Source organism: Pseudonocardia sp. MH-G8 (assembly GCF_002262885.1).
GTDB lineage: Bacteria > Actinomycetota > Actinomycetes > Mycobacteriales > Pseudonocardiaceae > Pseudonocardia.
Genome location: NZ_NKYF01000014.1, coordinates 23,542 through 46,677, shown reverse-complemented (window position 1 = coordinate 46,677; position 23,136 = coordinate 23,542). Strand labels below are relative to the sequence as shown.

Annotated in this window: 22 protein-coding genes and 1 riboswitch; of the genes, 12 read left to right on the top strand and 10 right to left on the bottom strand. The window is 71.5% G+C overall.

What is annotated here, in order from left to right; genetic code table 11:
- Window positions 1-67: 67 nt before the first annotated feature.
- On the top strand, window positions 68-328 hold the full coding sequence (gene rpsT, locus CFP66_RS27175) for a 30S ribosomal protein S20 (protein ID WP_094928023.1): 261 nt from the start codon (window positions 68-70) through the stop codon (window positions 326-328).
- 358 nt (window positions 329-686) lie between these two features.
- On the opposite strand, the gene holA is transcribed toward rpsT, so the two are convergent.
- Complete coding sequence (gene holA / locus CFP66_RS27170) at window positions 687-1,646, bottom strand: DNA polymerase III subunit delta (RefSeq protein ID WP_369805173.1); 960 nt, start codon at window positions 1,644-1,646, stop codon at window positions 687-689.
- A gap of 111 nt (window positions 1,647-1,757) precedes the next feature.
- Window positions 1,758-1,874: riboswitch (SAM riboswitch) on the top strand.
- Between the two features lie 8 nt (window positions 1,875-1,882).
- Between holA and thrC the strand changes: the two genes are divergently transcribed.
- Window positions 1,883-3,157 (top strand): threonine synthase, encoded by a 1,275-nt coding sequence (thrC, locus tag CFP66_RS27165; RefSeq protein ID WP_094928021.1) that lies wholly within the window; start codon window positions 1,883-1,885, stop codon window positions 3,155-3,157.
- A gap of 4 nt (window positions 3,158-3,161) precedes the next feature.
- Here the strand turns inward: thrC and CFP66_RS27160 are convergent, their stop codons facing one another.
- The 7 genes from CFP66_RS27160 to CFP66_RS27130 all read right to left on the bottom strand — a co-directional run bounded on the left by CFP66_RS27160 (window position 3,162) and on the right by CFP66_RS27130 (window position 9,135).
- Window positions 3,162-3,611: a pyridoxamine 5'-phosphate oxidase family protein gene (locus tag CFP66_RS27160; protein ID WP_094928020.1), complete on the bottom strand. Its 450-nt coding sequence runs from the start codon at window positions 3,609-3,611 to the stop codon at window positions 3,162-3,164.
- 233 nt (window positions 3,612-3,844) lie between these two features.
- Window positions 3,845-5,053, bottom strand: coding sequence for an MFS transporter (locus tag CFP66_RS27155; RefSeq protein ID WP_143517399.1), 1,209 nt, complete (start codon window positions 5,051-5,053; stop codon window positions 3,845-3,847).
- A gap of 1 nt (window position 5,054) precedes the next feature.
- Window positions 5,055-6,056 (bottom strand): ABC transporter substrate-binding protein, encoded by a 1,002-nt coding sequence (locus tag CFP66_RS27150; protein WP_198961697.1) that lies wholly within the window; start codon window positions 6,054-6,056, stop codon window positions 5,055-5,057.
- Window positions 6,053-6,868: an ABC transporter ATP-binding protein gene (locus tag CFP66_RS27145; protein ID WP_094928019.1), complete on the bottom strand. Its 816-nt coding sequence runs from the start codon at window positions 6,866-6,868 to the stop codon at window positions 6,053-6,055. Before CFP66_RS27145 ends, CFP66_RS27150 begins: the two co-directional genes overlap by 4 nt.
- Window positions 6,868-7,869: an iron ABC transporter permease gene (locus CFP66_RS27140; protein WP_094928178.1), complete on the bottom strand. Its 1,002-nt coding sequence runs from the start codon at window positions 7,867-7,869 to the stop codon at window positions 6,868-6,870. The genes CFP66_RS27145 and CFP66_RS27140 overlap by 1 nt, the downstream gene beginning before the upstream one ends.
- 214 nt (window positions 7,870-8,083) lie before the next feature.
- On the bottom strand, window positions 8,084-8,695 hold the full coding sequence (locus tag CFP66_RS27135; protein ID WP_233159752.1) for an AAA family ATPase: 612 nt from the start codon (window positions 8,693-8,695) through the stop codon (window positions 8,084-8,086).
- A 59-nt stretch (window positions 8,696-8,754) separates the two neighbouring features.
- Window positions 8,755-9,135: a zf-TFIIB domain-containing protein gene (locus CFP66_RS27130; RefSeq protein ID WP_094928018.1), complete on the bottom strand. Its 381-nt coding sequence runs from the start codon at window positions 9,133-9,135 to the stop codon at window positions 8,755-8,757.
- A 94-nt stretch (window positions 9,136-9,229) separates the two neighbouring features.
- Here CFP66_RS27130 and CFP66_RS27125 point away from each other — a divergent pair, with 94 nt between their 5' ends.
- From CFP66_RS27125 to CFP66_RS27105, 5 genes are read left to right on the top strand one after another with little or no spacing between them, the layout of a single operon-like run.
- A complete protein-coding gene (locus CFP66_RS27125) occupies window positions 9,230-9,868 on the top strand; it encodes a TetR/AcrR family transcriptional regulator C-terminal domain-containing protein (RefSeq protein WP_094928017.1) in 639 nt (212 codons plus the stop codon).
- A complete protein-coding gene (locus CFP66_RS27120) occupies window positions 9,865-10,560 on the top strand; it encodes a response regulator transcription factor (protein WP_094928016.1) in 696 nt (231 codons plus the stop codon). Before CFP66_RS27125 ends, CFP66_RS27120 begins: the two co-directional genes overlap by 4 nt.
- The gene (locus tag CFP66_RS27115) at window positions 10,557-11,993 is read left to right on the top strand and encodes a HAMP domain-containing sensor histidine kinase (RefSeq protein ID WP_094928015.1); all 1,437 of its coding nucleotides are present in this window, start codon (window positions 10,557-10,559) and stop codon (window positions 11,991-11,993) included. The genes CFP66_RS27120 and CFP66_RS27115 overlap by 4 nt, the downstream gene beginning before the upstream one ends.
- Before the next feature lie 24 nt (window positions 11,994-12,017).
- A complete protein-coding gene (locus tag CFP66_RS27110; protein ID WP_233159750.1) occupies window positions 12,018-14,576 on the top strand; it encodes an HAD-IC family P-type ATPase in 2,559 nt (852 codons plus the stop codon).
- Window positions 14,577-14,605: 29 nt separating this feature from the next.
- The gene (locus CFP66_RS27105; protein WP_143517398.1) at window positions 14,606-15,316 is read left to right on the top strand and encodes a DedA family protein; all 711 of its coding nucleotides are present in this window, start codon (window positions 14,606-14,608) and stop codon (window positions 15,314-15,316) included.
- Between the two features lie 105 nt (window positions 15,317-15,421).
- On the opposite strand, the gene CFP66_RS27100 is transcribed toward CFP66_RS27105, so the two are convergent.
- Entirely contained in the window at window positions 15,422-16,081 is a 660-nt protein-coding gene (locus tag CFP66_RS27100; RefSeq protein ID WP_143517397.1) for a FadR/GntR family transcriptional regulator, read from the bottom strand.
- Between the two features lie 332 nt (window positions 16,082-16,413).
- Here CFP66_RS27100 and CFP66_RS27095 point away from each other — a divergent pair, with 332 nt between their 5' ends.
- The 4 genes from CFP66_RS27095 to CFP66_RS27080 all read left to right on the top strand — a co-directional run bounded on the left by CFP66_RS27095 (window position 16,414) and on the right by CFP66_RS27080 (window position 20,655).
- On the top strand, window positions 16,414-17,511 hold the full coding sequence (locus CFP66_RS27095) for an isocitrate/isopropylmalate dehydrogenase family protein (RefSeq protein WP_094928013.1): 1,098 nt from the start codon (window positions 16,414-16,416) through the stop codon (window positions 17,509-17,511).
- Entirely contained in the window at window positions 17,511-17,954 is a 444-nt protein-coding gene (locus CFP66_RS27090; RefSeq protein ID WP_094928012.1) for a VOC family protein, read from the top strand. Before CFP66_RS27095 ends, CFP66_RS27090 begins: the two co-directional genes overlap by 1 nt.
- A 105-nt stretch (window positions 17,955-18,059) precedes the next feature.
- Window positions 18,060-19,547: a GntP family permease gene (locus CFP66_RS27085; protein WP_158228232.1), complete on the top strand. Its 1,488-nt coding sequence runs from the start codon at window positions 18,060-18,062 to the stop codon at window positions 19,545-19,547.
- A 25-nt stretch (window positions 19,548-19,572) separates the two neighbouring features.
- A complete protein-coding gene (locus CFP66_RS27080; RefSeq protein ID WP_094928010.1) occupies window positions 19,573-20,655 on the top strand; it encodes an Ldh family oxidoreductase in 1,083 nt (360 codons plus the stop codon).
- Between the two features lie 353 nt (window positions 20,656-21,008).
- On the opposite strand, the gene CFP66_RS27075 is transcribed toward CFP66_RS27080, so the two are convergent.
- Complete coding sequence (locus tag CFP66_RS27075; RefSeq protein WP_094928009.1) at window positions 21,009-21,731, bottom strand: hypothetical protein; 723 nt, start codon at window positions 21,729-21,731, stop codon at window positions 21,009-21,011.
- A gap of 679 nt (window positions 21,732-22,410) precedes the next feature.
- Here CFP66_RS27075 and CFP66_RS27070 point away from each other — a divergent pair.
- Entirely contained in the window at window positions 22,411-23,100 is a 690-nt protein-coding gene (locus CFP66_RS27070; protein ID WP_094928008.1) for a DUF4190 domain-containing protein, read from the top strand.
- Window positions 23,101-23,136: the final 36 nt, after the last annotated feature.

The window sequence follows — 23,136 nt, the reverse complement described above, 5'->3', positions numbered from 1 at the left end:
CGATCCCCGCCGCCGGTGCGGAGCGGAACGAGCACATCACCGGCAGGAAGAAACTCGAGGCATTCGCGTGGCCAACATCAAGTCCCAGATCAAGCGGGTCAAGACCAACGAGAAGCACCGCCTGCGCAACAAGTCGGTCAAGTCCGCGGTCCGCACGGCAGTGCGTCAGTTCCGCGAGGCGGCCGACGCCGGTGAGACCGAGAAGGCCACCGAGCTGCAGCGCAGCGCCGCCCGAGCCCTGGACAAGGCGGCCAGCAAGGGCGTCATCCACAAGAACCAGGCCGCCAACCGCAAGTCGGCGATGGCCAGGCGCGTCGACGCGCTCTGATCCACGCTCTTCCCGAAGGCGCCGGTCCGCATCGCGGGCCGGCGCTTTCGCGTGGGCGAGAACAGGGCGTAGTAGGTACCCGTTCTCTTCGTCACCCGAACGTGCGATGGGCCACATCGCGTCGACACCGGTCCGGCACCTCGCTGACAGTGGGGGTTCGCCGGCGGGCAACCCCGCGTTCGCTCCCCCGTCTCGCCCGCCCGGAGCCGAGGAGAACTGCCGATGCTCGTCAACCTGCTCATGATGATCCCCGCCGCCCTCGCCGGGATCGGAGGAGCGTTCCTCGGCGACAAGCTGGGGCTCTGGGTCAAGAACGCCCGCACCACCGGCGAGAGCTGACCGCGAGCCGGTAGGCCGCTCAGCGCCGCCCGCGCGCCGCGCAGATCCGCAGGACGGCACGTTCCAGCGCGTAGTCGGCATCGGCCGCCGCGCCCTTCACATCCGCGTTGACCTCGGCGGCTGCGTCGAACGCCTCCGCGAGCGCCTCGGGACCCCACGCGCGCACCTGCTGCTGCGCCTTCCGGATCTTCCAGGGCGGCATGCCGAGCGTGCCGGCGAGCCGGTTGGGGTCGCCCCGGCCGGCCGAACCGACCTTGGCGAGCGTGCGCACCGCGTCGGCCAGGGCGTCGGCGATCAGCACCGACGGCACGCCGAGCAGCTGCGCCCAGCGCAAGGCCTCCAGCGCGGCCGCGCGTTCGCCCGCGACCACCCGGTCGGCCACCGCGAACCCCGACGACTCGGCCCGGCCCCGGTGGTAGCGGCGCACCGCGCGGTCGTCGACCGCGCCCCCGGTGTCGGCCACCAGTTGGCTCGTGGCCGCCGCCAGCTCCCGCAGGTCCGATCCCACGGCCTCGAGCAGCGTGCCGATCGCCTCACCGGTGATCTTGCCGCCGACCCGGCGGGCCTCCGCCCGCACGAAGTCGGAACGCTCGTCCATCCTCGTGATCTTGTTGCACGTGGTGACCGCGGCGCCCGCCTTGCGCAGTGCGTCGGCGAGCGCCTTGTTGCGCGCACCACCGGCGTGGACGACGACGAGCACGATGCCCTCGGCCGGATCCGCCGCCTGAGTGAGGATGGCGGCGCCGAGGTCCTTGCCGACCTCGTGCGCGGCGAGCAGTACGAGCACCCGGCCCTCCGCGAACAGGGACGGGCTCAGGAACTCGGCGAGGTCGGCGGGTGTGAGCTCGGCGGCCCGCACGCGACGCACCTCGGCCGCGGGATCGGTGACGCGGACCTGCGCCACCACCTGCTCGATCGCCCGATCCACGAGCAGCTCCTCCTCGCCGAGGACGAGGTGCAGGGGCGCTGGGGTGGCCACGCGCTCCATGCTCGCGCACGGCACCGACAACCCGTGACCCGGCTCCCAGATCGCCGAACCCGCTTGGGCGCGCGGAGATCGTGTCGTACCGTGGACGCCACAACCGCATATGGCTCATCCAGAGGGGCAGAGGGAACGGCCCGACGAAGCCCCGGCAACCGGCGATGCGCGCTCTTGCGCTCGATCACGGTGCCAATTCCGACCCGCACTTCGCGGGGAAGATGAGGAGACTTCTCATGACCCTGACCGCTGGCGCCGCCGCGACCTCCACCGCCCTGGACCTCGGTCCGGCGCGCGCGCTCTCCTGCCGGGAGTGCGGCCACCAGGTCCCCCTCGCCGCCGAGTTCGCCTGCCCCCAGTGCTTCGGGCCGCTCGAAGTGGCTTACGACTTCGGCACCGTCACCCGCGAGTCGATCGAGGCCGGCCCCAAGTCGATCTGGCGCTACCGCCACCTGCTCCCGGTGCCCACCACGGTGGCCTCCCACCCGAACACCGAGCCCGGCCTCACCCGCCTGATCAAGGCCGACCGGCTCGCCGCCGCGCTCGGCGTGCGCTCCCTGTGGGTCAAGGACGACACCGGCAACCCCACCCACTCGTTCAAGGACCGCGTGGTGGCCGTGGCCCTGGCCGCGGCCCGCGAGCTGGGCTTCTCCGTGCTGTGCTGCCCGTCCACCGGCAACCTGGCCAACGCCGTCGCCGCCGCGGCCGCCCGCGCCGGGTGGGACTCGGTCGTGTTGATCCCCAGCTCGCTCGAGCAGGCCAAGGTGCTCACCACCGCCGTGTACGACGGCACCCTGCTCGCCGTCGACGGCAACTACGACGACGTCAACCGGCTCGCCACGGAGCTCGCGGCCGAGCACGAGGACTGGGCGTTCGTCAACGTCAACGTGCGGCCGTACTACGCCGAGGGCTCGAAGACGCTGGGCTACGAGGTGGCCGAGCAGCTCGGCTGGCGGCTGCCGCAGCAGGTCGTGGTGCCGGTGGCGTCCGGCTCGCAGCTCACCAAGGTCGACAAGGGCTTCACGGAGCTGGGCAAGCTCGGGCTCGTGGAGCCCACCCCGTACCGCGTCTTCGGCGCCCAGGCCACGGGCTGCTCGCCGGTCGCGAAGGCGTTCGAGGAGGGCCACGACGTCGTGCAGCCGGTCCGGCCGGACACGATCGCGCGCTCGCTGGCCATCGGCAACCCGGCCGACGGCCCCTACGTCCTCGACGCGGTGCGCCGCACCGGTGGCGCGCTCGGGCACGTCAGCGACGAGGAGGTCGTGGACGGTATCCGGCTGCTCGCCCGCACCGAGGGCGTGTTCGCCGAGACCGCGGGCGGCGTCACGGTGGCCACCGCGAAGAAGCTGATCGAGTCCGGGCAGCTCGACCCGGACGCCGAGACCGTGCTGCTGATCACCGGCGACGGGCTCAAGACCCTCGACGCGGTGAGCGGCCAGATCGGCCCGTCGGCCACGGTGCCGGCCACCAGCGCGGCGGTGCAGGAAGCCTTGGCGACGCTCCGCAACTGAGGGGTCAGGGAACGGCCCACCGCCCGTCCCGCATGACGTCGCGGCCGGCGAGCTCGTCGACCTCGCGCCACGCCTGGATCCGCTGCGGGCGCACGCGGAACCACGGATAGGACTCGGCCGGCAGTCGCGGGTCGAAGCCGGTCCGGGCGGCGAAGGCGTCAGCCGTCTCGTCCGGGACCGCGCTGAGGACCTCGACGGTTCCCTCGACGAGCACGACGTCGCGGGTCTGCCCGATCCCGACCCGCACCCGACCGGTCGCCTGGAGGTTGCGACCGGTCGGGGTGGCCGCCGAGGTGGCCATCAGCAGGGTCTCGCCGTCCCACAGGAACGACAGGGGCACCAGGTACGGACCGTCTCCGCCACTGGTCGCGACCCAGGCGTCCACGTCCTGGTCGAGCCGGTCGAGGGTGTCCTGCTTGCGCTGCTGCGGGGTGCGGGGCTGCGGAGGCGTCACCCGATGATCCTCTCGGGTCGGCGGCGACCGTCCGGTCCAGGGTCGCGGACCGATCCCGTCCGGCCCGGCACCATCGGACCGATGGTGATCACTGCGAGAAGCACGTGAGCGCGCCGCGAGAGCCCTCGCGTACGACTCGCGCCGCAGGAGCGTCGCCGTCGCAGGCCGCGTTCGCGACCCGGGGCACGGCGCGCCGGCTGATCACCCGGTGCGATCCGGCCGGGTCGGCGGGCTCAGGGTCGGGTCGTGGCCCGCACGGAGAACGTCCGTGTACCGGGAGCCAGCGCCGCGGCGGCGGGGGCGAGCAGGCACACGAGCGCGCACGCGGCCAGCGTCGGCCCGAGCCCGAACACCACGATGGCCGGGGCGATCAGGGCCAGGCCCAGCGGGGCGAGGCCGTAGGAGAACAGGAAATCCAGCGAGGACACCCGCGCCAGCAGGCGCGGGTCCACCTCACGCTGGGTGGCGGTGAACCACGGCACGTTGAACAGCTCGATCCCCACCCCGGTCGCGACGTACGCCACGACCAGCACGGCGGGGCGCACCGGCTGCAGCAGGCACAGCGGCGCCACGGCGTACACCCCGAGGCCGGCCAGCGCCGCCCAGCCCGGGGCCCGCGGCCGCCACCGCGCGATCAACAGGGCACCGAGCAGCGCGCCCACGGTGTAGCCGGTGGTGGCCAGTGCCAGCACGACCTCCGAGCCGTAGCGGTCGCGGGCCACCAGCGGCAGGGCGACCGCGGTGACCGAGTACCCGGTGGCGATCACCGCCGTCAGGGCGCCCAGGCCGGCGAGGAACCACGGGTGCCGCCGCGCCTCCCGCCAGCCCTCGGCGAACTCACCGACGATCGACCCGCCGCTCGCGGCCACGGGGACGCTGCCTCCGGGTGGCGGCACGAGCGCCGCCACCAGCCAGAGCGACCCGATGCCCAGCAACAGCGCCGGGACGCCGAGCACGCCGGCAAGCAGCGCGGACAGGGCCGGCCCGAGCAGCACGCTGCACCGCACCGCGATGGTGATCGCGGCGTTGGCCTGCTGGCGGCGGTCGGGGTCGACCACCTCGGCGGTGAGGGCCTGGAACGCCGGCCGGCAGGCGCCCTGCCCGGCACCGACCACCACGGCGGCCACGGTCATCAACAGGACCGACCGCCCGGCGCCGAGCGCGATCAGCGGGCTGGCGGCCGCCGCGGCGAGGCCCGACCAGAGCACGACCGCACGGCGCGGGTAGCGGTCGGCGAGCACCCCGGCCAGCGGCACCGCGGCCAGGAACCCCACCGTCCGGGCGGCCAGCACGAGCCCGAGCCCCACCGCGCCCAGGTCGCCGTGCAGCACCGCGAGCCCGAGCACGAACGGCATCGCCCAGGTCGCGAGGCCGGACGCGGTGGTGCCGACCCACAACCTCAGGAACTGCGGCTCCCGCAGGACCGATCGTGACGCCGGCACGTCAGCGGCGGAACGAGGTGCGCACGTACTCGGCGAAGCCCTCCGCCCCGTCCACGATGCGCGGGCCGCTGATGGCCTCGTTGTAGTCCAGGATGTGGAACCGGTCGTTCCGGATCGCCGGCACCGACCCGAGCGCGGGGTGCGACCGCAGGAAGGCGATCTTCTCCTCGGCGGGCTGGTCCTGGTAGTCCAGGATGACGATGATCTCGGGCTGCGCCGCGACCACGGCCTCCCACCCGACGTCGATCCAGCGGCCTTCGAGGTCGGCGAAGATGTTGCGCGCCCCGGCGAACTCGATGATCTCGTTCGGCGGGACCTGGTTGCCCGCCGTGTACGGCCGGTCGGTGCCGGAGTCGTAGAGGAACACCGACGGCGGCGGGTCCAGCCGCGGCGCCGCCTCCCGCACGGTCGCGACCCGAGCGCGCAGCTCGCCGACGTACGCGGCCGCCCGCTCCTCGACCCCGAAGATCCGGCCCAGCCGCTCGAGGTCGGCGTACAGGCCCTCGAACGGTGTGACGCGCTCCGGGAACCCGGGGTAGTTGAAGCAGCTCTCGGTGTGCATGAAGCTCTGGATGCCGAGCCCGTCGAGGATCTCGGGCGTGATGCCCCGCTGCTCGCTGAACCCCGACCGCCACCCGGCCACCACGAGGTCGGCTCCGGCGTCCACCACCAGCTCGCGGTTGAGCAGGTCCTGGCTCAGCAGCTCGACCTGCGCGTACTCCGCCGCCCACGGCGATTCCTCCACGGGCGGGTTCGCCGGCGGCATCACGTAGCCGCGCACGGCGTCGGTGAGGCCGAGGGCGAACAGCTTGTCGGCGCTGCCGGCCTCGTAGACCACGGCCTGCTCGGGCCGCTGGTAGGCCACCTCCTGGCCGCAACGCGGCACGGTCACCGGCTCGGGGGCGCCTGCCTCCGGCGCGACCTCGGCACCGCACCCGGCGAGCAGGAGCACCACGAGCGCGGGCGCGGCGCGCCGCCACCTCGGGGTCGGGGGGACGGTCACAGGTGCGTTCCTTCCGGTGGGCCGGCGGCGCCGGCAGGGGTCGGGGTGGGTGTGAGCGCGTACAGCAGCTGCGGATCGCCGGTCAGCGGGTGCGCCACGACGGAGGCCGTGACGCCGAAGACGCGCTCCACGAGATCGGCCGTGAGCACGTCCCACGGCTCGCCTGCCGCCACCAGCTCGCCCCGGCTCAGCACGCCGAGCCGGTCGCAGGTGGCGGCGGCCAGGTTCAGGTCGTGCAGCACGACCAGCACCGTGGTGCCGGAGCCGCGCAGCAGCGACAGCAGCTCGATCTGGTGCCGCACGTCGAGGTGGTTGGTCGGCTCGTCGAGGACGAGCACCTCCGGCTCCTGCACCAGGGCGCGCGCCGCGAGCACCCGCTGGCGCTCCCCGCCGGACAGCGACAGCACGCCGCGCCCGGCCAGGTGCGCCACGTCGAGCTGCTCCATCACGCGCTCGCACAGCGCGCGCTCGCGCACCGTCAGCGCCTCGGTGCCCCGCTTGTGCGGCGTGCGCCCGAGGGCGACGGTCTCGGCGACGGTGAAGTCGAGGTCGGCGCCGCCCTCCTGGGTCAGCGCCGCCACCCGGCGCGCGCTCTGCCGCCGGCTCGTCGTCACGACGTCGGTGCCGTCGACGAGCACGGCACCGGAGGTGGGACGCAGCGCCCGGTAGACGCAGCGCAGCGCGGTGGACTTGCCACTGCCGTTGGGGCCGATCAGCCCGACCACCTGCCCGTCGGGCACGTCCAGCGACAGCGCACTGACCAGCGCGGTCCCGTCGACGACGACCGAGAGCGCCTCGAGACGCAGCTCCATCAGCGACCCCCGAACAGGTAGGCCCGCCGGCGCATCAGGACGACGAAGACCGGCACCCCGACGAGCGCGGTGATGGCGCCCAGCGGCAGCTCGCGGGGCGCGACCAGGACGCGGGAGACCAGGTCGACCCAGACCATGAAGACCGCCCCGACGAACGGGGCGACGACCAGCACCCGCGCGTGGCCCGCGCCGACGACCAGCCGCACGAGGTGCGGCAGCACCAGCCCCACGAACCCGATCGCCCCGCTGACCGCGACCATCGCCCCGGTCATCAGCGACGTCAGCACGAACAGCGCGGTGCGGACGAGACCGGTGTCGACGCCCAGGCTCGACGCGGTCTCGTCGCCCAGCGCCATCGCGTCCAGCACCCGGCCGAAGCGTCGCAGCACCACCGCCCCGAGGACGACGACGACCGCGACGACCGGCAGCGAATCCCACGACGCGGCACCGAAGCTGCCCATCGTCCAGAACAGGATGGTGCTGGTGGCCTCGCCGTCCGGGGCGAAGTAGATCAGCACGCTCATCACGGCCTGGAAACCGAACGACAGCGCGATGCCGGTGAGGACGAGCCTCAGCGGGGTGATGCCGCTACGGGTGGCGGACGCGGCGTAGACCAGCCCCGAGGCGAGCAGGGCACCGAGGAAGGCGCCGGCGGACACCGCGTGCACGCCCAGCCCGGCCAGCACCCCGAACACGATCACGGCGACGGCGCCGGCCGAGGCCCCGGACGAGACCCCGAGCACGAACGGGTCGGCCAGCGCGTTGCGCACCATCGCCTGCACCACCACGCCGACGACGCCCAGCCCGGCTCCGACGACGGCCGCGAGCAGCACGCGCGGTGTGCGAACCTGCCAGACGATCTGGTACTGCGGCACCTCGGCGGCGGTGATCGAGCCGCCGGTGAGCGCCGCCCACAGATAACGCGCAGTGTCGAGCGGCGCGATCGTCGCGGATCCGAGGCCGATCGTCACCACCACCGAGGCCACCAGCACCACACCCATGGCCAGCACCCCCGCCACGAGTGGCCCGCGCGAGGTGCCCTTGCGGGTCTGCGAGCCGGAGCGGCCGACCCCCGAGGCGCCACCGACCTGCACAGCAAGCACCCCCGCTCAGCACGAACGACAACCGTTATCGTTCACACTATCGAGCGACGGGGGTGCGAATACGGGGTGGGGTCACAACGATCTGCTGTACGAGCGGCACTTCCGTACCGCTCTATCGGACGGGAGTGCCGCTCGTACGGTCGGGAAGGTGCGCTGCGATCCAGCGCGTCACCGCAGCGGCGGTTTCTGCTTGCGGGAGGTCCGTGGTGTCCAGGAGTTCCACCGGCGGGTTCAGCGCGGGGCCGTTGCGCCGGAGCCAGTCGTTGAACTCCAGCGTCTCCGCGATGCGCGGCTCGTCCCAGCCGCGCCACGCGGGGCGGGCCCGGAGCCGGGGTGCCAGTACCTCGGGGTCGCACACGAGCGCCAGGTAGTGGATCTCGCCGAGGAACACCCGCTCCGGACGGCTCTCGAACTGCACCGGCGCGACCGTGCCGACCAGCACGACCGGCCGCCCGCTTTGGTGGATCATCGCGGCCATCCGCAGCCAGGTGGAGCGGAAGGCGCCGAAGTCGTCGGTCGGATCCTGCAGTCCGGCCGTCCACAGCACGTCCTGCTCGACGACGACGGCGGTGTCGGCGAGGGCCGGCTGGAGCAGGCGCGCGACCGTCGACTTACCCCCGCCGCTCGGCCCGGTGAGCGCGAACATCGGCAACCGGCGGAACGGCTGCCGGTGGCCACAGTCGCGGCAGATCAGGACGGCGGCGTCGGGTGCGACGACCGGCACCGCCGGCCGGGCACCGCAGCCGACGCAGATCTGCAGGTCGACCGGGAGCTCGCCGGCGTTCAGCCGAACAGCTCGCCGAGGAAGCCCCCGCGACCCTTGTGGCCGCGGTGGCCGTGGGGCGGCGGCGAGTCGTTGTAGCGGTGGCCGCGCGGTGGCGGCGAGTCGCTGTAGCGACCGCCGTGCGGCGGCGGCGAGTCGCCGTAGCGCCGGCCACCTTGGTGGCGGGGGTCGTGCCCGCGCTGGCCGCCGTAGGGCGGCGGCGAGTCCTGGCCGTACGCCGGCGGGGCCGAGTGCCCGCCGTAGAAGCTCTGCTCGGCGTTGGCGATCTGTTCGAGCTCGCCCCGGTCGAGGAAGATCCCGCGGCAGCCCTGGCACTGCTCGATGTGCACCCCGCGTCGGTCGACGGTGTGCATCCTGCTCTGACACTTCGGACAGATCACCCAGCTGACCCTACTCAGATCGGCAAGATCGTCCAGCGACGGGAACGGCCCTCGGCCCCGCCCGGCCGCGCCTGAACCTTGTTAAGGTGTCACCGTGGCGAAGGGCATCACGCGCGAACGGATCGTGGCAACGGCACTCGAGCTGCTCGACGAGAAGGGCATGGAGGGCATCACCGTCCGCGCGCTCGCCGCCCGGCTCGACGTGCAGGCCCCCGCGCTGTACTGGCACGTCCGCAACAAGCAGGAACTGCTCGACGAGATGAGCACCGCCGTCATGCGCGGCGTCACCCGCGCCCTGGCGGCGATCCCCCCGGGCAGCGGCTGGCGCGACGACGTCGGCGCCTACGCCCGCATCCTGCGCGCGGAGTACCTGCTCCACCGGGACGGCGCCCGCATCTTCAGCGGCACGCGCATCGCCGACGCCGACGTGGTGAGGGCCAAGGAGTCCTGGCTCGCACGCCTGACCGCGGCGGGGTTCACGCTCGCCGAGGCGGACGACGCCGTCGATCTCGTCACCGCGTTCGTGGTCGGCTTCGTCATCGAGGAGCAGGAGCGTGGTCAGTCAGCCGCAGCCGACCCGCAGCGGTACTCGCTCGCCGAGCGCGACGCCTGGCTGGGCGAGGGCGCCGACCTGGTCAAGAGTGCCGGGCACCTGCGCGACGACGGTGACGGGCGGTTCGAACGGCACCTCGGCATCGTGCTCGACGGTCTCGCAGCCCGGCTGGGCAGCTGACGGCGGTGGTCCACACCGTGCTGCTCGCCGAGGACGACCGCGCGATCCGCGAATCGCTGGCCCGCGCGCTGGAACTCGAGGGATACCTCGTGGTCGGGGTCGACGACGGGGTGCAGGCGCTCACCCGTGCTCGTCGTGACGCTTTCGACGTGCTCATCCTGGACGTGATGATGCCGGGCCTCGACGGGCTCGGCGTCTGCCGGGTCCTGCGCGCGGACGGCAGCCCGGTACCGGTGCTGATGCTCACGGCGCGGGTCGAGACGCAGGACCGGGTGGCCGGTCTCGACGCCGGTGCCGACGACTACCTGCCCAAGCCCTTCGAGCTGGACGAGCTGCTGGCCCGGCTGCGGGCACTCCTGCGCCGGGCCGCCCCGCCGGAGGGGGACCGCGAGCCGACGCTGACGGTCGGGGACCTGAGGCTCGACCCCGCAGCCCGGCGCGTGTGGTGGGCGAGCACCGAGCTGATCCTGACCAAGACCGAGTTCGACCTGCTCGAGCTGCTCATGCGCAACACGGGGGTCGTGCTCGACCACACACGGGTCTACGAGCGGATCTGGGGCTACGACTTCGGTGCGGACTCGAAGAACCTGGCCGTCTACATCGGGTACCTGCGGCGCAAGCTGGCCGCCGCGGGCGCACCACCGGTGATCCACACGATCCGCGGGGTCGGCTACACCGTGCGCAGGCCGTGAACCTCGGCACCCGCCTCGCGCTGGCCTTCGCGATGGTCGCCGCCTCCGTCGCCGCCGCGGTCGGGGTACTCGCGTTCTACTCGACGGTCGAGCGGCTCAACGGCGAGGTGGACCGCGCCCTGCAGACCGCCGCGACCGCGGTCGTCAACGGGTACGAAGGAGTGCTGCAGACCCCGGTGACCGACCGCCCCGGCGGCCCGCCGGACGGGCGCGGCGACCGGTCCCGGCAGCTGATCGCGCAGCGCATCGCTCCCGACGGCACCGTCACCCCGCTCGGTGGGCAGCCGGTGACCCTCCCCGTCCGCGACACGGACCGCACACTGGCGTCCGACACCCAGCGGGGCGCGACCAGCACCACCGAGGTGGCGGTCGCCGACGGGACCGGCGGCGTCGCCTACCGCGTGCTGACCACCGCGCTCGGCGAGGGGCGTGGCGCGGTGCAGGTCGGGGTCGACATCGTCGTGTACCGCCAGGCGCTGGGCGGGCTCGCGAAGGAGGTCACCCTCCTCGCCCTGCTGGTGACGGTCGTCGCGGCGGGGCTCGGTTGGCTCCTGGCCCGCCGGATCGCCCGGCGGCTGGTCCGGCTGACCGCTATCGCCGAGGACGTCAGCGCCATCGGGCCAGGGGCGGGCGAGGTGCCGGTGCAAGGACGCGACGAGGTGGCCCGGCTGTCGTCGTCGTTCAACACGATGCTGCGACGGCTCGCGGCGTCGCGGGAGGCGCAGGAGCGGCTGATCCAGGACGCCGCGCACGAGCTCCGCACCCCGCTGACGAGCCTGCGCACCAACACCAGCGTGCTGCGCCACCTCGACCGGCTCGACCCGGCGTCGCGGGGGCGGCTGCTCGCCGACGTCGAAGGCGAGACCCGGGAGCTGTCCCACCTGGTCGAAGAGCTGATCACCCTGGCGTTGGCCCGTCGCACCGGCGAGGAGGAGGACGACGAGGTCGATCTGGCCCCGGTCGTCCGGGCCGCCGCCGACCGGACCCGCCGGCGGAGCGGGCGGACGATCGGCATCGACTCCGACGGCACGCGGGTACGCGGGCGGCGCAACGCGCTGGACCGTGCGGTCGGGAACCTGCTGGAGAACGCGGCCAAGTTCGACACCGGCGGTACCGGGCCGATCGACATCCGGGTGCGCCGGGGCACGATCACGGTCTCCGACCGCGGCCCCGGGCTCGACCCCGCCGACGTCGACCGGGTCTTCGACCGGTTCTACCGGTCGGACGCCGCACGGTCGCTGCCCGGCTCGGGACTCGGCCTGGCCATCGTCGCCGACATCGCCGAGGCGCACGACGGCACGGCGTTCGCCCGCAACCGGCCGGGCGGCGGCGCCGCGATCGGGATCACGATCGGTGCGCGCCGTCTCTTACCCGATTCCGACTCGCATCATGATCCTGATTCACCTGGGCCCGCGACAGTGGTGGGGAGCTGATCCCCGCACCGTTCAGGAGTCCCCGTGCCCGCCCCCGCTCCCCCTCTCGAGGTCTCCCCCACCCCGCCGGCCACGACGATCGCCGCCCCGGCCGGGTTGACCGCCGCCCAGGTGAGCGGGCAGCGCCGTGCAGGGGGCGTCAACGCCCAGGTGACGGGCACGTCGCGCAGCTACGCGACGATCGTGGCGACGCACGTCCTCTCCTCCTACACCACGATCCTGTTCTCGATCGGTGTCGTGCTGCTCGTGCTGGGCCGCCCCGGGGACGCGTTCACCAGTGTCGGGATCGGGCTGGTCAACGCGCTGATCGGAGTGGTGCAGGAGTGCCGCGCCAAGCGCAAGCTGGACCGGCTCGCGCTGCTGGACGGCGCCGCCGTCCGGGTCGTCCGCGACGGCGCCGAGGTCACCGTCGCGGCGGCAGAGGTGGTCCGCGGTGATCTGGTGCGCGTTCGCGCCGGGGAGCAGATCGTCGTCGACGGGCCGGTCGTCGCGGGGCGCGTCGAGGCCGACGAATCGCTGCTGACCGGCGAGTCGGACCCGGTCGTCCGCGGCGTCGGCGAGACCGTGCTGTCGGGCAGCCACTGCGTCGCGGGGAACGGCTGGCAGCGCGCCGAACTCGTCGGCGCACACAGCTACGCCGGCCGTCTCACCACGGAAGCGCGCAAGCTCACCACCGACCGCACACCGCTGCAGCGCCAGATCGACGGCGTCGTCCGCCTGACCATGGTCCTCACCCTCGCCCTCAGCGCGTTGGTGCTGGGCCAGGCCGTGCTGGGGGGCCAGTCGTTCCTGGGCATCGTGCAGATCACCGCGGTGCTCGTCGGCCTGGTGCCCTACGGCCTGTTCTTCCTGGTGGCCGTCTCCTACGTGCGCGGCGCAGCCCGCATCGCGCCGCGCGGCGCCCTGGTGCAGCAGGTGAACGCGGTCGAGTCGGTCAGCCACGTCGACGTCGTCTGCACCGACAAGACCGGCACCCTGACGACCGGCAGGCTGACGCTCACGGAGGTGCGGCCACTCGGCGGCGACAGCTCCGACGACGTGCGGGACGCGCTCGCCAGGTACGCCGCCTCGGTGACGCAGGCGAACCTGACCTGCACCGCGCTGGCCGTCTCGCTCCCCGGCGAGGCGTGGCCGCTGCGCGACGAGATCGCCTTCACCTCCGCGCTGCGCTGGTCCGGGCAGGTCACCCTCGACGGAGCGGGGTGGGTCCTGGGCGCACCGGAGGTGCTCGCCCCGCACCTGTCGCCCGGGATCGGCGTTCCCGGGATCGACGACGGGATGGTCGCCGACCGGGCGCACCGCGGGCTGCGGGTCCTGCTGCTGGCCCGCACCACCCACCACGGTGCACCGCTGCGCGGCGGCGACGGCCGGCCCGCACTCCCCGCGTTGGACCCCGTGGCACTGGTCGTACTCGCCGACGAGCTGCGCAACGAGGTGGTGGAGAGCGTCCGGCGCTTCCGTGAGAAGGGCGTCGCGGTCACGGTGCTCTCCGGCGACGACCCGCGCACGGTCGCGGCGCTGGCGAGCCGGGCCGGGATCGGGACCGGTACCCCGGTTGCGGGCCCGTTCCTCGACACCCTCGACGACGACGCGCTCGACGAGCTGGTGGAACGCACCACGGTGTACGGGCGGGTCACCCCGGAGCAGAAGGAGCGGGTCGTCGACGCGCTGCGGCGCCGGGGGCACCACGTCGCGATGCTGGGCGACGGCGTCAACGATGCCCGCGCGCTGAAGCGTGCCCACGTCGGCGTCGCGATGCGCTCGGGCAGCCCCGTCACCCGCGACGTCGCCGACATCGTGTTGCTCGACGACTCGTTCGCCGCGCTGCTGCCCGCCCGCACCGAGGGCCGTCGGATCATCGACGGGCTGTCGACCTCGATGTACCTGTTCCTGACCCGGGTCGCCGTGCAAGCACTGATCATCCTGATCACGGCGGCGCTGGGGCTCGCGTTCCCCTACACCCCGACCCAGGTCGGCCTGACCGTGCTGACGGTGGGGCTTCCGACGCTGTGCCTGTCGTTCTGGGCGCGCCCCACCGCCCCCGACCCGCACCTGCTGCGCAACCTCGCCCGCTTCGTCGCCCCGGTCACGGTCGTCACCGCGACGATCGCCACGCTGGTCTACACGCTGCTCCAGGTCTGGCTCCCGGCCAGGATCCGCGCGGGCGCCATCTCGGCGCAGGAGCTCGCCGGGTTCGAGGCCGTCACCGGCGTGGCCTACGGCGAACCCGGGTTCGTCGAGGCCGCGGTGACCATCGGCGCGCAGACCGGCCTGTCGGCGTTCGTCACGCTCTCGTCGTTCGTGGTGCTGCTCTTCCTGAAGCCGCCGCACCGGGTCTTCGCGGCGTGGACCGCGCCGGTCCCCGACCGGCGGCCCGCCTGGCTCGCCGCCCTGCTCACGGTGACGTTCCTGGTCGTGGCGTCGGTCCCCGCGCTCGCGTCCCCCTTCGGTCTCGCGGTCGTGCCCGAGGTGTTCGCGATCGCCGTACCCGCGGTGCTCGGCTGCTACCTGGCGCTCGCGGCCGCCTTCCGCTGCCGCGTCGTCGACCGGCTGGTGGCGCTCGCCGAACCGGCCACGCGGTGACGGGCGTAGAGGCCGCGGTCCTCACGGCAATGGCCGAGCATCCGATGCGGGCGGTGCTCCTGGTCGTGGTCGGCGCCCTGCTGGAAGGCCCGATCGTCACGGTCGCGGCCGCCGCCCTCGCCGGCGGTGGAGTGCTGACGTGGTGGAGCGTGTGGCTGGCCGCCGCATGCGCCGACGTCCTCGCGGACACCCTGCTCTACGCGCTGGGCCGGCACGGCGAGCGAGCCGGCGTGCGGCGGATGCTGGTGCGGCTCGGGCTCACCGACGAGCGCCGCGACACGCTGACCACGCAGGTCCACGCGCACCTGCCCCGTGTCGTCATCGCCGCCAAGCTCGTCGACCTCGGCGCGGTGCCGGCGTTCCTCGCGGCGGGGCTAGCCCGGGTGGACGTCCGGCGATTCCTCTCATGGGTGGTGCCCGCCACGGTGGTGCGGTCGGGCGTCCTGGTCGGCATCGGATTCCTCGCCGGCGACCGGTTCTCCGAGGACCTCAGCGCGCGCCCCTGGCTGCTCGCCGTCGGAGGCCTCGCCGTCGGCATACTGCTGGTCCTCGGCCGAGCGATGATCACCCGACTCGTGCCGGCATCCCGGGACCGAGGAGTCGGCCCGTTCGAACCGGGCAACCCGACCATCGAGGTCCTGCACTCCCCGCCTCACCGCGGCGCCCGCAACGGGGAACCGCGCGAGACGACCTGCAGGCCCTCCTCGGTCGGGCGCGCCACCACGGCGTCCACGGGATGACCGCGCCGTATCACTGACCTGACAGAGCCGTGCCTCGCGCGGTCATCAGCGAGCCGCGACTCGGGTCGGGCGCGGTCTCGCACTCGCCCGGTTGGGCCTCCCGGATCAGCGCTGCGCGGCAGCGGCGGGATTCGTCTCCTGCCAGTAGCGGAAGACCGCGTTCAGATGTGCGCTCATGGACACCCGAGCGGCGGTCTCGTCCCCGTCGGCGATGGCGTCGAGAATGGCCTGGTGCGAGCGCACGGCCTCCTGGTAGGCCGAAGCAAGGGTGAGGTTGTGCTGGCGCACGCTCACCAGGCTGGTGTGCAGCGAGGACAGGATCAACTCGAAGACCGGGTTGCCGGTGACACGGGTGATGCCCGTGTGGAAGGCCACGTCGGCATCGGCCGCCGCAGGAAGGTCGGCGGAGGACTCGCGCAGGGTGCGCATGGACTGCTGCAGCGCCGCGATGTCGACCTCAGTGGCGCGGACTGCGGCGACGCCGGCCGCGTGGACCTCGATGAGCTCGCGGACCTCGTGTACCGAGCGGTAGTCGAGGCGGTTGTCGCGGAGGTAGAGGAAAAGGGCTTCCTGCGCGCGCTCGGGCGCCACGGCGGTGATCGTCGAGCCGCTGCCGAGCCGGGGGGAGACGACGCCGCGGCCGGCCAGATGGCTGATGGCCTCCCGGACGACCGGCCGGGACACCCCGAACTCGGCAGCGAGATCACGTTCGTTCGGCAGCCGGTCGCCGGTCTTGAGGCTGCCGTCCCGGATTCGCCGCAGCACGTGCTGCACCACCAGGTCCGAGCGGCGTGCGTCGGGGGCGGCAGGTTGGTCGTCGGATGGTGCTCGCAGTGCTGCCTCCGCGGGTGTCTGCTCCGGAGACCGAGCCTGATCCCGGATGTCGCGTCCCCGTCCACTCGTGCGTCCGGTGGGAGGGCAGGTGCCGCTCGAGATCGAACGCGCCGAGCGGCAACAACCTCGATATTGGTCTTACCGGTTCAGTCTGTCAAGACGGCCCGGAAGCCCTCTACGTCGAACACGATCTCTTGCGCCCCGTTCACACCCTGAGGTACACATGGCGCCAACCGAAAGTGGTCTTACCAAAGAGGTGGCGAGTGGGCAATTACACGGTGGCAGCACTACCCGGAGACGGGATCGGCCCGGAGATCACCGACGTCGCGTTGCGGGTACTCGACCGCGTGACCGGCATCGTCCCGGGGCTGCGCGTCTCGGTCGACCCCCACGACGCGGGCGCCGAACGCTGGCGCCGGACCGGGGTCGCGATGCCGGAGGAGACCTTCGCGGCGTGCGAGGCGGCCGACGCCATCCTGATGGGCGCCATCGGACTGCCCGACGCGCGGCACCCGGACGGGCGCGAGGTCAACGGCGACGTCATCTTCCGGCTGCGCTTCGCGCTGGACCTGTTCGCCGGCATCCGCCCCGTCCGCAGCCTGCCCGGTGTGCCCGCGACGCTCGCCGGCCAGGCCCCGATCGACTACGTCGTCGTCCGCGAGAACGTCGAAGGGCTCTACGCGTCACGCGCCGGGGGCACCAACGTGCGCGGCGAGGTGGCCACCGACACCATCGTGATCACCGCCAACGGCACGCGGAAGGTCTCCGAGATCGCGTTCGGCCTCGCCCGCAAGCGCCACGGGCGTCCGCTCGACGGCCGCCGGATGGTCACCTGCGTGGACAAGGCCAACGTCCTGAGCTCCTACGCGTTCTTCCGGTCGGTCTTCGACCAGGTCGCGGACGCATCCACCGACGTCGAACGCGACCACGTCTACGTGGACGCGATGACCGCGTTCCAGGTGCTGCGGCCCGATCACTTCGACGTGGTGGTCGCGGAGAACATGTTCGGCGACATCATCTCGGACCTCGCGGCGGCCACGGTCGGCGGGCTGGGGCTCGCCGCGTCCGCCGACGTCGGCCACGAGCACGGCATGTTCCAGCCCGCCCACGGCTCCGCGCCGGACATCGCCGGTAGGAACCTCGCCAACCCGACAGCAATGGTCCTCTCGACCGCGATGATGCTCGACTGGCTCGGGGAGCGCCACGACGACAAGGCCGCCCTGGACGCTGCCTCGAAGATCGACGCCGCCACCCTTCGCGTGCTCGCCGACGGCACTGCGGTCACGGCCGATCTCGGGGGCGCGGCGACCTGCACACAGATGGGCGAGGCGATCCTCGCCGCACTCGACGAAGGCGCCTGATGGTCGTCGAGGCCGACCTCGACCGGGGGCTCACCACAGTCTCGCTGATCGACCACGTGGCGCTGGCCGCCCACGACGCCCCCGCCGCGGCGCGCTGGTTCGAGCGGACCCTCGGACTGCGGCGCGAGCACGACGAGATCGTCGAGGACGCCGGGGTGCGGCTCCTGTGGCTCCGTCCCGACGGTCGTCACCGGCCTGGTGGGGGAACCACCGCGATGCAGATTGTGCAGCCGCTGCGCGACGGCCCTGTGCGCACGCACCTCGACGAGCACGGCGAGGGCCTGCACCACGTCTGCTTCGCCGTACCCGATCTCGCGCGCTCGCTGCAGGACGTGTCCGAATCCACCGCGCAGATCTTCACCGGCGGGTACGGCCATCCCTGTGCCTTCCTCCGGCACGGACCGACGGGATGCACGGTCGAACTGGTGCAGCAACCGGCGTGAGCCTTGCCGTCGCGCTTGCGGGCACCTCGTTCGGCCGCAGTCGGGAAGCCCTGCAGCCCGTGTGGTGAGTCGTGAACCTTCACATCGACGTGAGGAGTGCAGACAGTGAACGACCATGCAGCGACGCTGGCGGGCGCCGGTATCGGTACCGTCCCGATCCTCGTCCACGCCTCGTTGGCCTTCGTCATCATCATCGGACTCATCGTCTTCCTCAAGGTCAACGCCGTAATCGGCCTCTTCCTGGGAACTTCATATCTAGGTCTCACAGCGGGGCTGGGGCCCACCGAAACGGTTACGGCAATTACGGATGGCTTCGCCGACATCATGGCGGAGATCGGTCTCCTGATCACCTTCGGCGTGTTGCTGGGATCAATGCTACGCGCTCTCGGCGTCTTCGACAGGATCGCAGCCTGGCTGATCCGCATCACGCGCGACCGGGACCTGCCCTACGCCTACACATTAGTACTCATGCTCCTCTTCCCCGTCCTCTTCACCGACGTTCAAATGGTTCTCGCCGCGCCCCTCGTCCGCAATCTGGGTAAGCGCCTGGGCCCCGGAGGGCTCGCGAAGATGGCCTCCGCGACGATGATGGGGTCACAACTCGGGCAGATGTTCGTCGTTCCGGGTCTCAGCCTGTTGGCCATCACCGGACTACTGCAGCTGCCATTGACCAGCGTCCTGGGGTACGGCCTTCTCGTTGGTATCCCGACCGGCGTGATGTCTGTCTTCCTCTACGTGCAGCTCATCAAGTTGCGAATGTGGAACCCGAGCACCGACGAGCTGATGGACGAGCATCGGCCGACTGGTCAAAACGTCGCAACAGCTGAAGGTTTCGCCGAATCCACCGCCCACCGCACGGCCGGCGGCACGGACGAACCGGCACACTCGCCAATGAGCGAAGCGCCGATCGAGGCCTACCACAACGAGACGCGGAGCCCAGGCCGGCCAAGACTGGGGATCTCCCTCCTCCCGCTCCTCCTGGCCCTTGCACTGGTGGTGTCGGGCGGCGTGTTCCAGATCGTGCACGGCGATCCGCCCGGTGGAATCCTCGGCCTGCTGACGAACCCGGTGTTCGCACTCTTCCTCGGATTCTCCCTGTCATATGTCATGGTGTGGCGGTATTCGTCCTCGGACCGCGTCGATGGCATCATGTCGGATGGCCTCAAACAATGCGGCACGATCCTGGTGCTCACCGGGATCAGCGGCTCGTTGGCCGGCGTCATCAGCGCCTCGCCGCTCGGGGACGTCCTCACCCAGCTCTTCACGGCCAGCGCGTTGACCCCCCTACTGCTTGCCTGGATCGTCGCTTGTGTCATCCACATCCTGATCGGATCCACCTCGCTGGCTGCGATCAGCACCGCCGGAATCCTCGCCCCGGTGTTGTCCGAGGTTGCGACACCGGCCCCACTCATCGCCCTTGCGATCGGGTCGGGCGCACTGTTCGCGATCCAGGTCAACAGCAACGGCTTCTGGATGTGGCAGACCCTGTTGAACATGACGACACGCGGCACGCTGAAGACCGTGACGGTACCGACGATGCTGATCTCGGTCGTCTCGCTGGGCATGATCCTGGCGATCAGCATCTTCGTCTGAGTCGCTACCCCGAGGAGCTAATGCTATGCCCACGTGTTCCGCCGCAGCTCTGACCGACTTCGCATCGGACATCGTCCGGGCCACCGGCGCCGACGACGACGTGGCCGAGGAGGTGGGTCGCCACCTGGTGCGATCGAACCTCTCAGGTCACGATTCCCATGGCGTGCTCCGCCTCCAGCAGTACGTGACGCAGGTGGATGAGGCGCAGATCGTTCCTTCCGCACGACCGGAGGTGCTGACCGACAACGGTGTGACCGGATTGATCGACGCGCACCGGTGCTTCGGGCAGTACTCCACCGCCTTCGCGCTCGACTGGGCTCTCGACCGAGCTCGTCGGCATGGCATGGCTTCGGTCGCAGTACGTCATTCCGCACACATAGGACGGCTCGGTGAATACACCGAGCGGGCGGCGGACCAAGGGCTGGTCGCTCTCATGACCGTGGGCGCTGCCGGCAAGGAGGTGGGATGGATGCCGCCGTTCGGGGGACGAGACCGCTTCGTGGGAGCCAATCCCTGGTCGATCTCGATCCCCGGTGGGAGCAGTTCCTTCGTCTTCGACGGTTCGATGACCAACATCGCTCGGGGCAAAGTAGATGTCGCCCATGCTCGTGGCGTACAACTGCCGCCGGGGTGCATCGTGGATCGTGATGGCAGGCCCGCACGACAACCGGAGGCCTTCTTCGCCGATGGCTCCCTGATGCCCCTGGGCGGCGAGGTCGCCGGACACAAGGGGTACGCACTGGGCCTGGCTTCCGCCCTGATCGGCGGGCTAGCAATGATCGGCGACCAAGACCCAACCCTCATCGGCGGCGACATCTTCTGGGATCGGTCCGAATCGACGAACTTCCTGGCGGGAGTCTTCCTCATCGTCATCGATCCCGCGGCGTTCGGCGGCACCGACGGCTACCGTTCTTCGGTAGACAGCGTACTCGCCGACGCAAGAGCAACACCGCCCGCATCCGGGGTGACCGAGGTCCAGGTTCCCGGCGATTTCGAGGTACAGAACCGCCAACGTCTGACGAAGTCGGGAATCAACCTCCCGGAGGCGACCTGGAACAGCCTCGAAACCGTAGCCGCGCGATTTGCGGTACCCATGCCTCCGCTGTAGGCGCGCATTCCTGGCGGAGCAGCCTGATCACACTCCCTGGCCCGCCCGAACCCTCAACGGGTGGTTGCGAGCCGCGCGTTCTTCGCCGCCTGCGATAGCTGTACTCCGGGCACGAGTGCACCGTCCACGTCAGGCACCTGTCGAAGTCGGGCCGGGCACGCTGACTGGAATCCGCCTCGTCCACGTACGCCGACAAGGCGTCATGTCCATCAACGAAGAAAATTTCTGATCTCGATGAACGTGGACGAGGAGACTCCCGAAGTGGCGAGCATCGCCGAGCAGGGCGGGCCCTGCACCGGCGACTGCACCGCTGGGCACGTCGACGACGCGGCGCGCCGGCTGCCCGGAATGGGCTACGCGGGCGCGGCGAGGGACCGGGCGGGAGCATCGTCCGCGCCACGGTCGACGCGATTGCGCGTGTCGACCCGGTCGGTCCGCTGCTCGACAACCTGGTGCACGCGCGTCCCGTCGACCACCGACCGGTCCGCCGGCCCGAAGAACCACGGGAACTCGACCTGCCTCGCCGCTCGCTCCGGCGTCTCGACCGGCGGCGTGAGCAGATCGTCGTCGGCGACCACGCAGAGTGCCTCGGCGATCACCACGTAGCCGGTGGGTGGGCGGGCGACGTGGTCGCGGACGGACGGCTGACCTGCCGGCTCGATCACCCGGCACTCCAGCCGCGCCCGGCCGGCCACCAGAGATGGCACCGCGACCTTGTGCGAGGCAGTGGTCGGCCACCGCACCGCCCCGGTGGCATGCTCGCGCGGCGCCCTCGACAGGTCGGCCAGGTGCTGGGGTAGGTCCGAGGCGGTCAAGTTGGCCACCAACTCCCCGCGCGCCAACGCTGCTGCCTGAACCGACTCGGGGTCGCCGCCGGCGTCGCGGACGGCGGCGATGGTGATCGCGACCGTCGCAACCCGCCCACGCATCGGCACGCAGTAACCCAGCGGCGCGACGAGCGGCTCGCCGACCGCATCCAGCGTGGAGATCATGGCTGTCGAGTACGGCGCCACCAGCCGGGTGAGCAGTTCGTGCCGCTGCTGCGGCGCCAGGTCGGCCATCTCGACGATGCGCAACGGGAACTACCCTCCCGGTCGGGTATCCGAACGGCCGAGTCTGGCACGGCCGCTCCGGCTGTCGGCCGCCGCGGGGCGGCCGACTTGAGCGGTTCGGATGTGAACGGATGACCGGTGCCCACTGCCTTGCTCTGCCTGGTCAGCAGCGACGGGCGGGCGGGACCGATTCCTGGACCGGAAGCGCCGGCCAGAAGCATGGTCATCGGTTGGGTGCACGGGCGGCCACATCCGGCCGTTCGTGCACCCAACCGATGATCACCGCAGCTGATCGGTTCGAGCCGCGCGTGGACGCTGTCGCGACGACGGTCAGGTGCTTCCCGCAGCGATCACATCCGCATCCGCCGGCCTGATTCGGCACCACGCTCTCCCCGACAGTGGGCACGCCACACCGGCGATCACGACTCGCGTTATCACGATCTACTGCTGTAGCACTAGCCGCGGTGTTGCCCGTTGTCGAGAGGGTCGCCGTGGCGACCGGTTCGCGAACAGTCGATCTAGGCGCTTTTGCCGAATCGTCCCGGGCGTGTTGAACGACCTGGTAGCAGTCCATCGGATGAGAAGCACGTTCGCCTGCCGACCATGCACCCTCGACGTCCTGCACGGAGCCACACGCGTCGAGCCAGGTGGACACGGCATTGGCCGCTGGCCAGCGCGTCCAGCGTCCGGTTAGCCTGCCCGCATGGCGACACAGGACGGGAAATACCCGCCGAAGCGTTTCGATTCCGGGCGTCGCAGTACGAACGTTCTCGCGGTGGCGACATTGTCGCTGGGCGTCGTTGCCGCGGCAGCGATGCTCAGTGGCACGCGACTGATCGACGGAGAAACCCTTCTCGGTGCAGCGATCGTTACAATTCTCTGCGGGATCCTTGCGCTCATCGATATCCACCGGCGCCGCCATAGAGGTACAGCTATCGCGATCGCAGGTCTACTCCTGGGCATGTTCGCGCTATTTCAAGACGGCCCGCAGCGGGACGCATCCGGTGCCATCGTCGAGGCCGGCAGGGTCGCGACGAACGACCGGAAGCCAGGTGATTGTTTCAACGGGCTGGGTAAGTTGGGGCCGGGTGCGAACAGTATGTTCTCCATAGATGCAGTGCCTTGCGCAGAAGCGCACCAGGCCGAGGTTTTCGCTGTCTTCGAGCTGGCCGGCACGTCCTACCCGGGCCACCGGAAGGTCTCCGACGAAGCCTGGGAGCGGTGCCGGACCGAGCTCGACCGGTACGCGCAGCACGCGGCCGAAGACCCGTCGGTCAGAACCCACTCCTTCTTCCCGACCGAGGGGGCGTGGAACGGGCGGGGCCACAACCGTGAAGTGATTTGCATCATCGGCAATCCGGCTCAGAGCCGTACCGGCTCGATGCGCGATTGAGGGGCCGAGGAAGAGCTGGCCGCCGTCCCCGGTCGC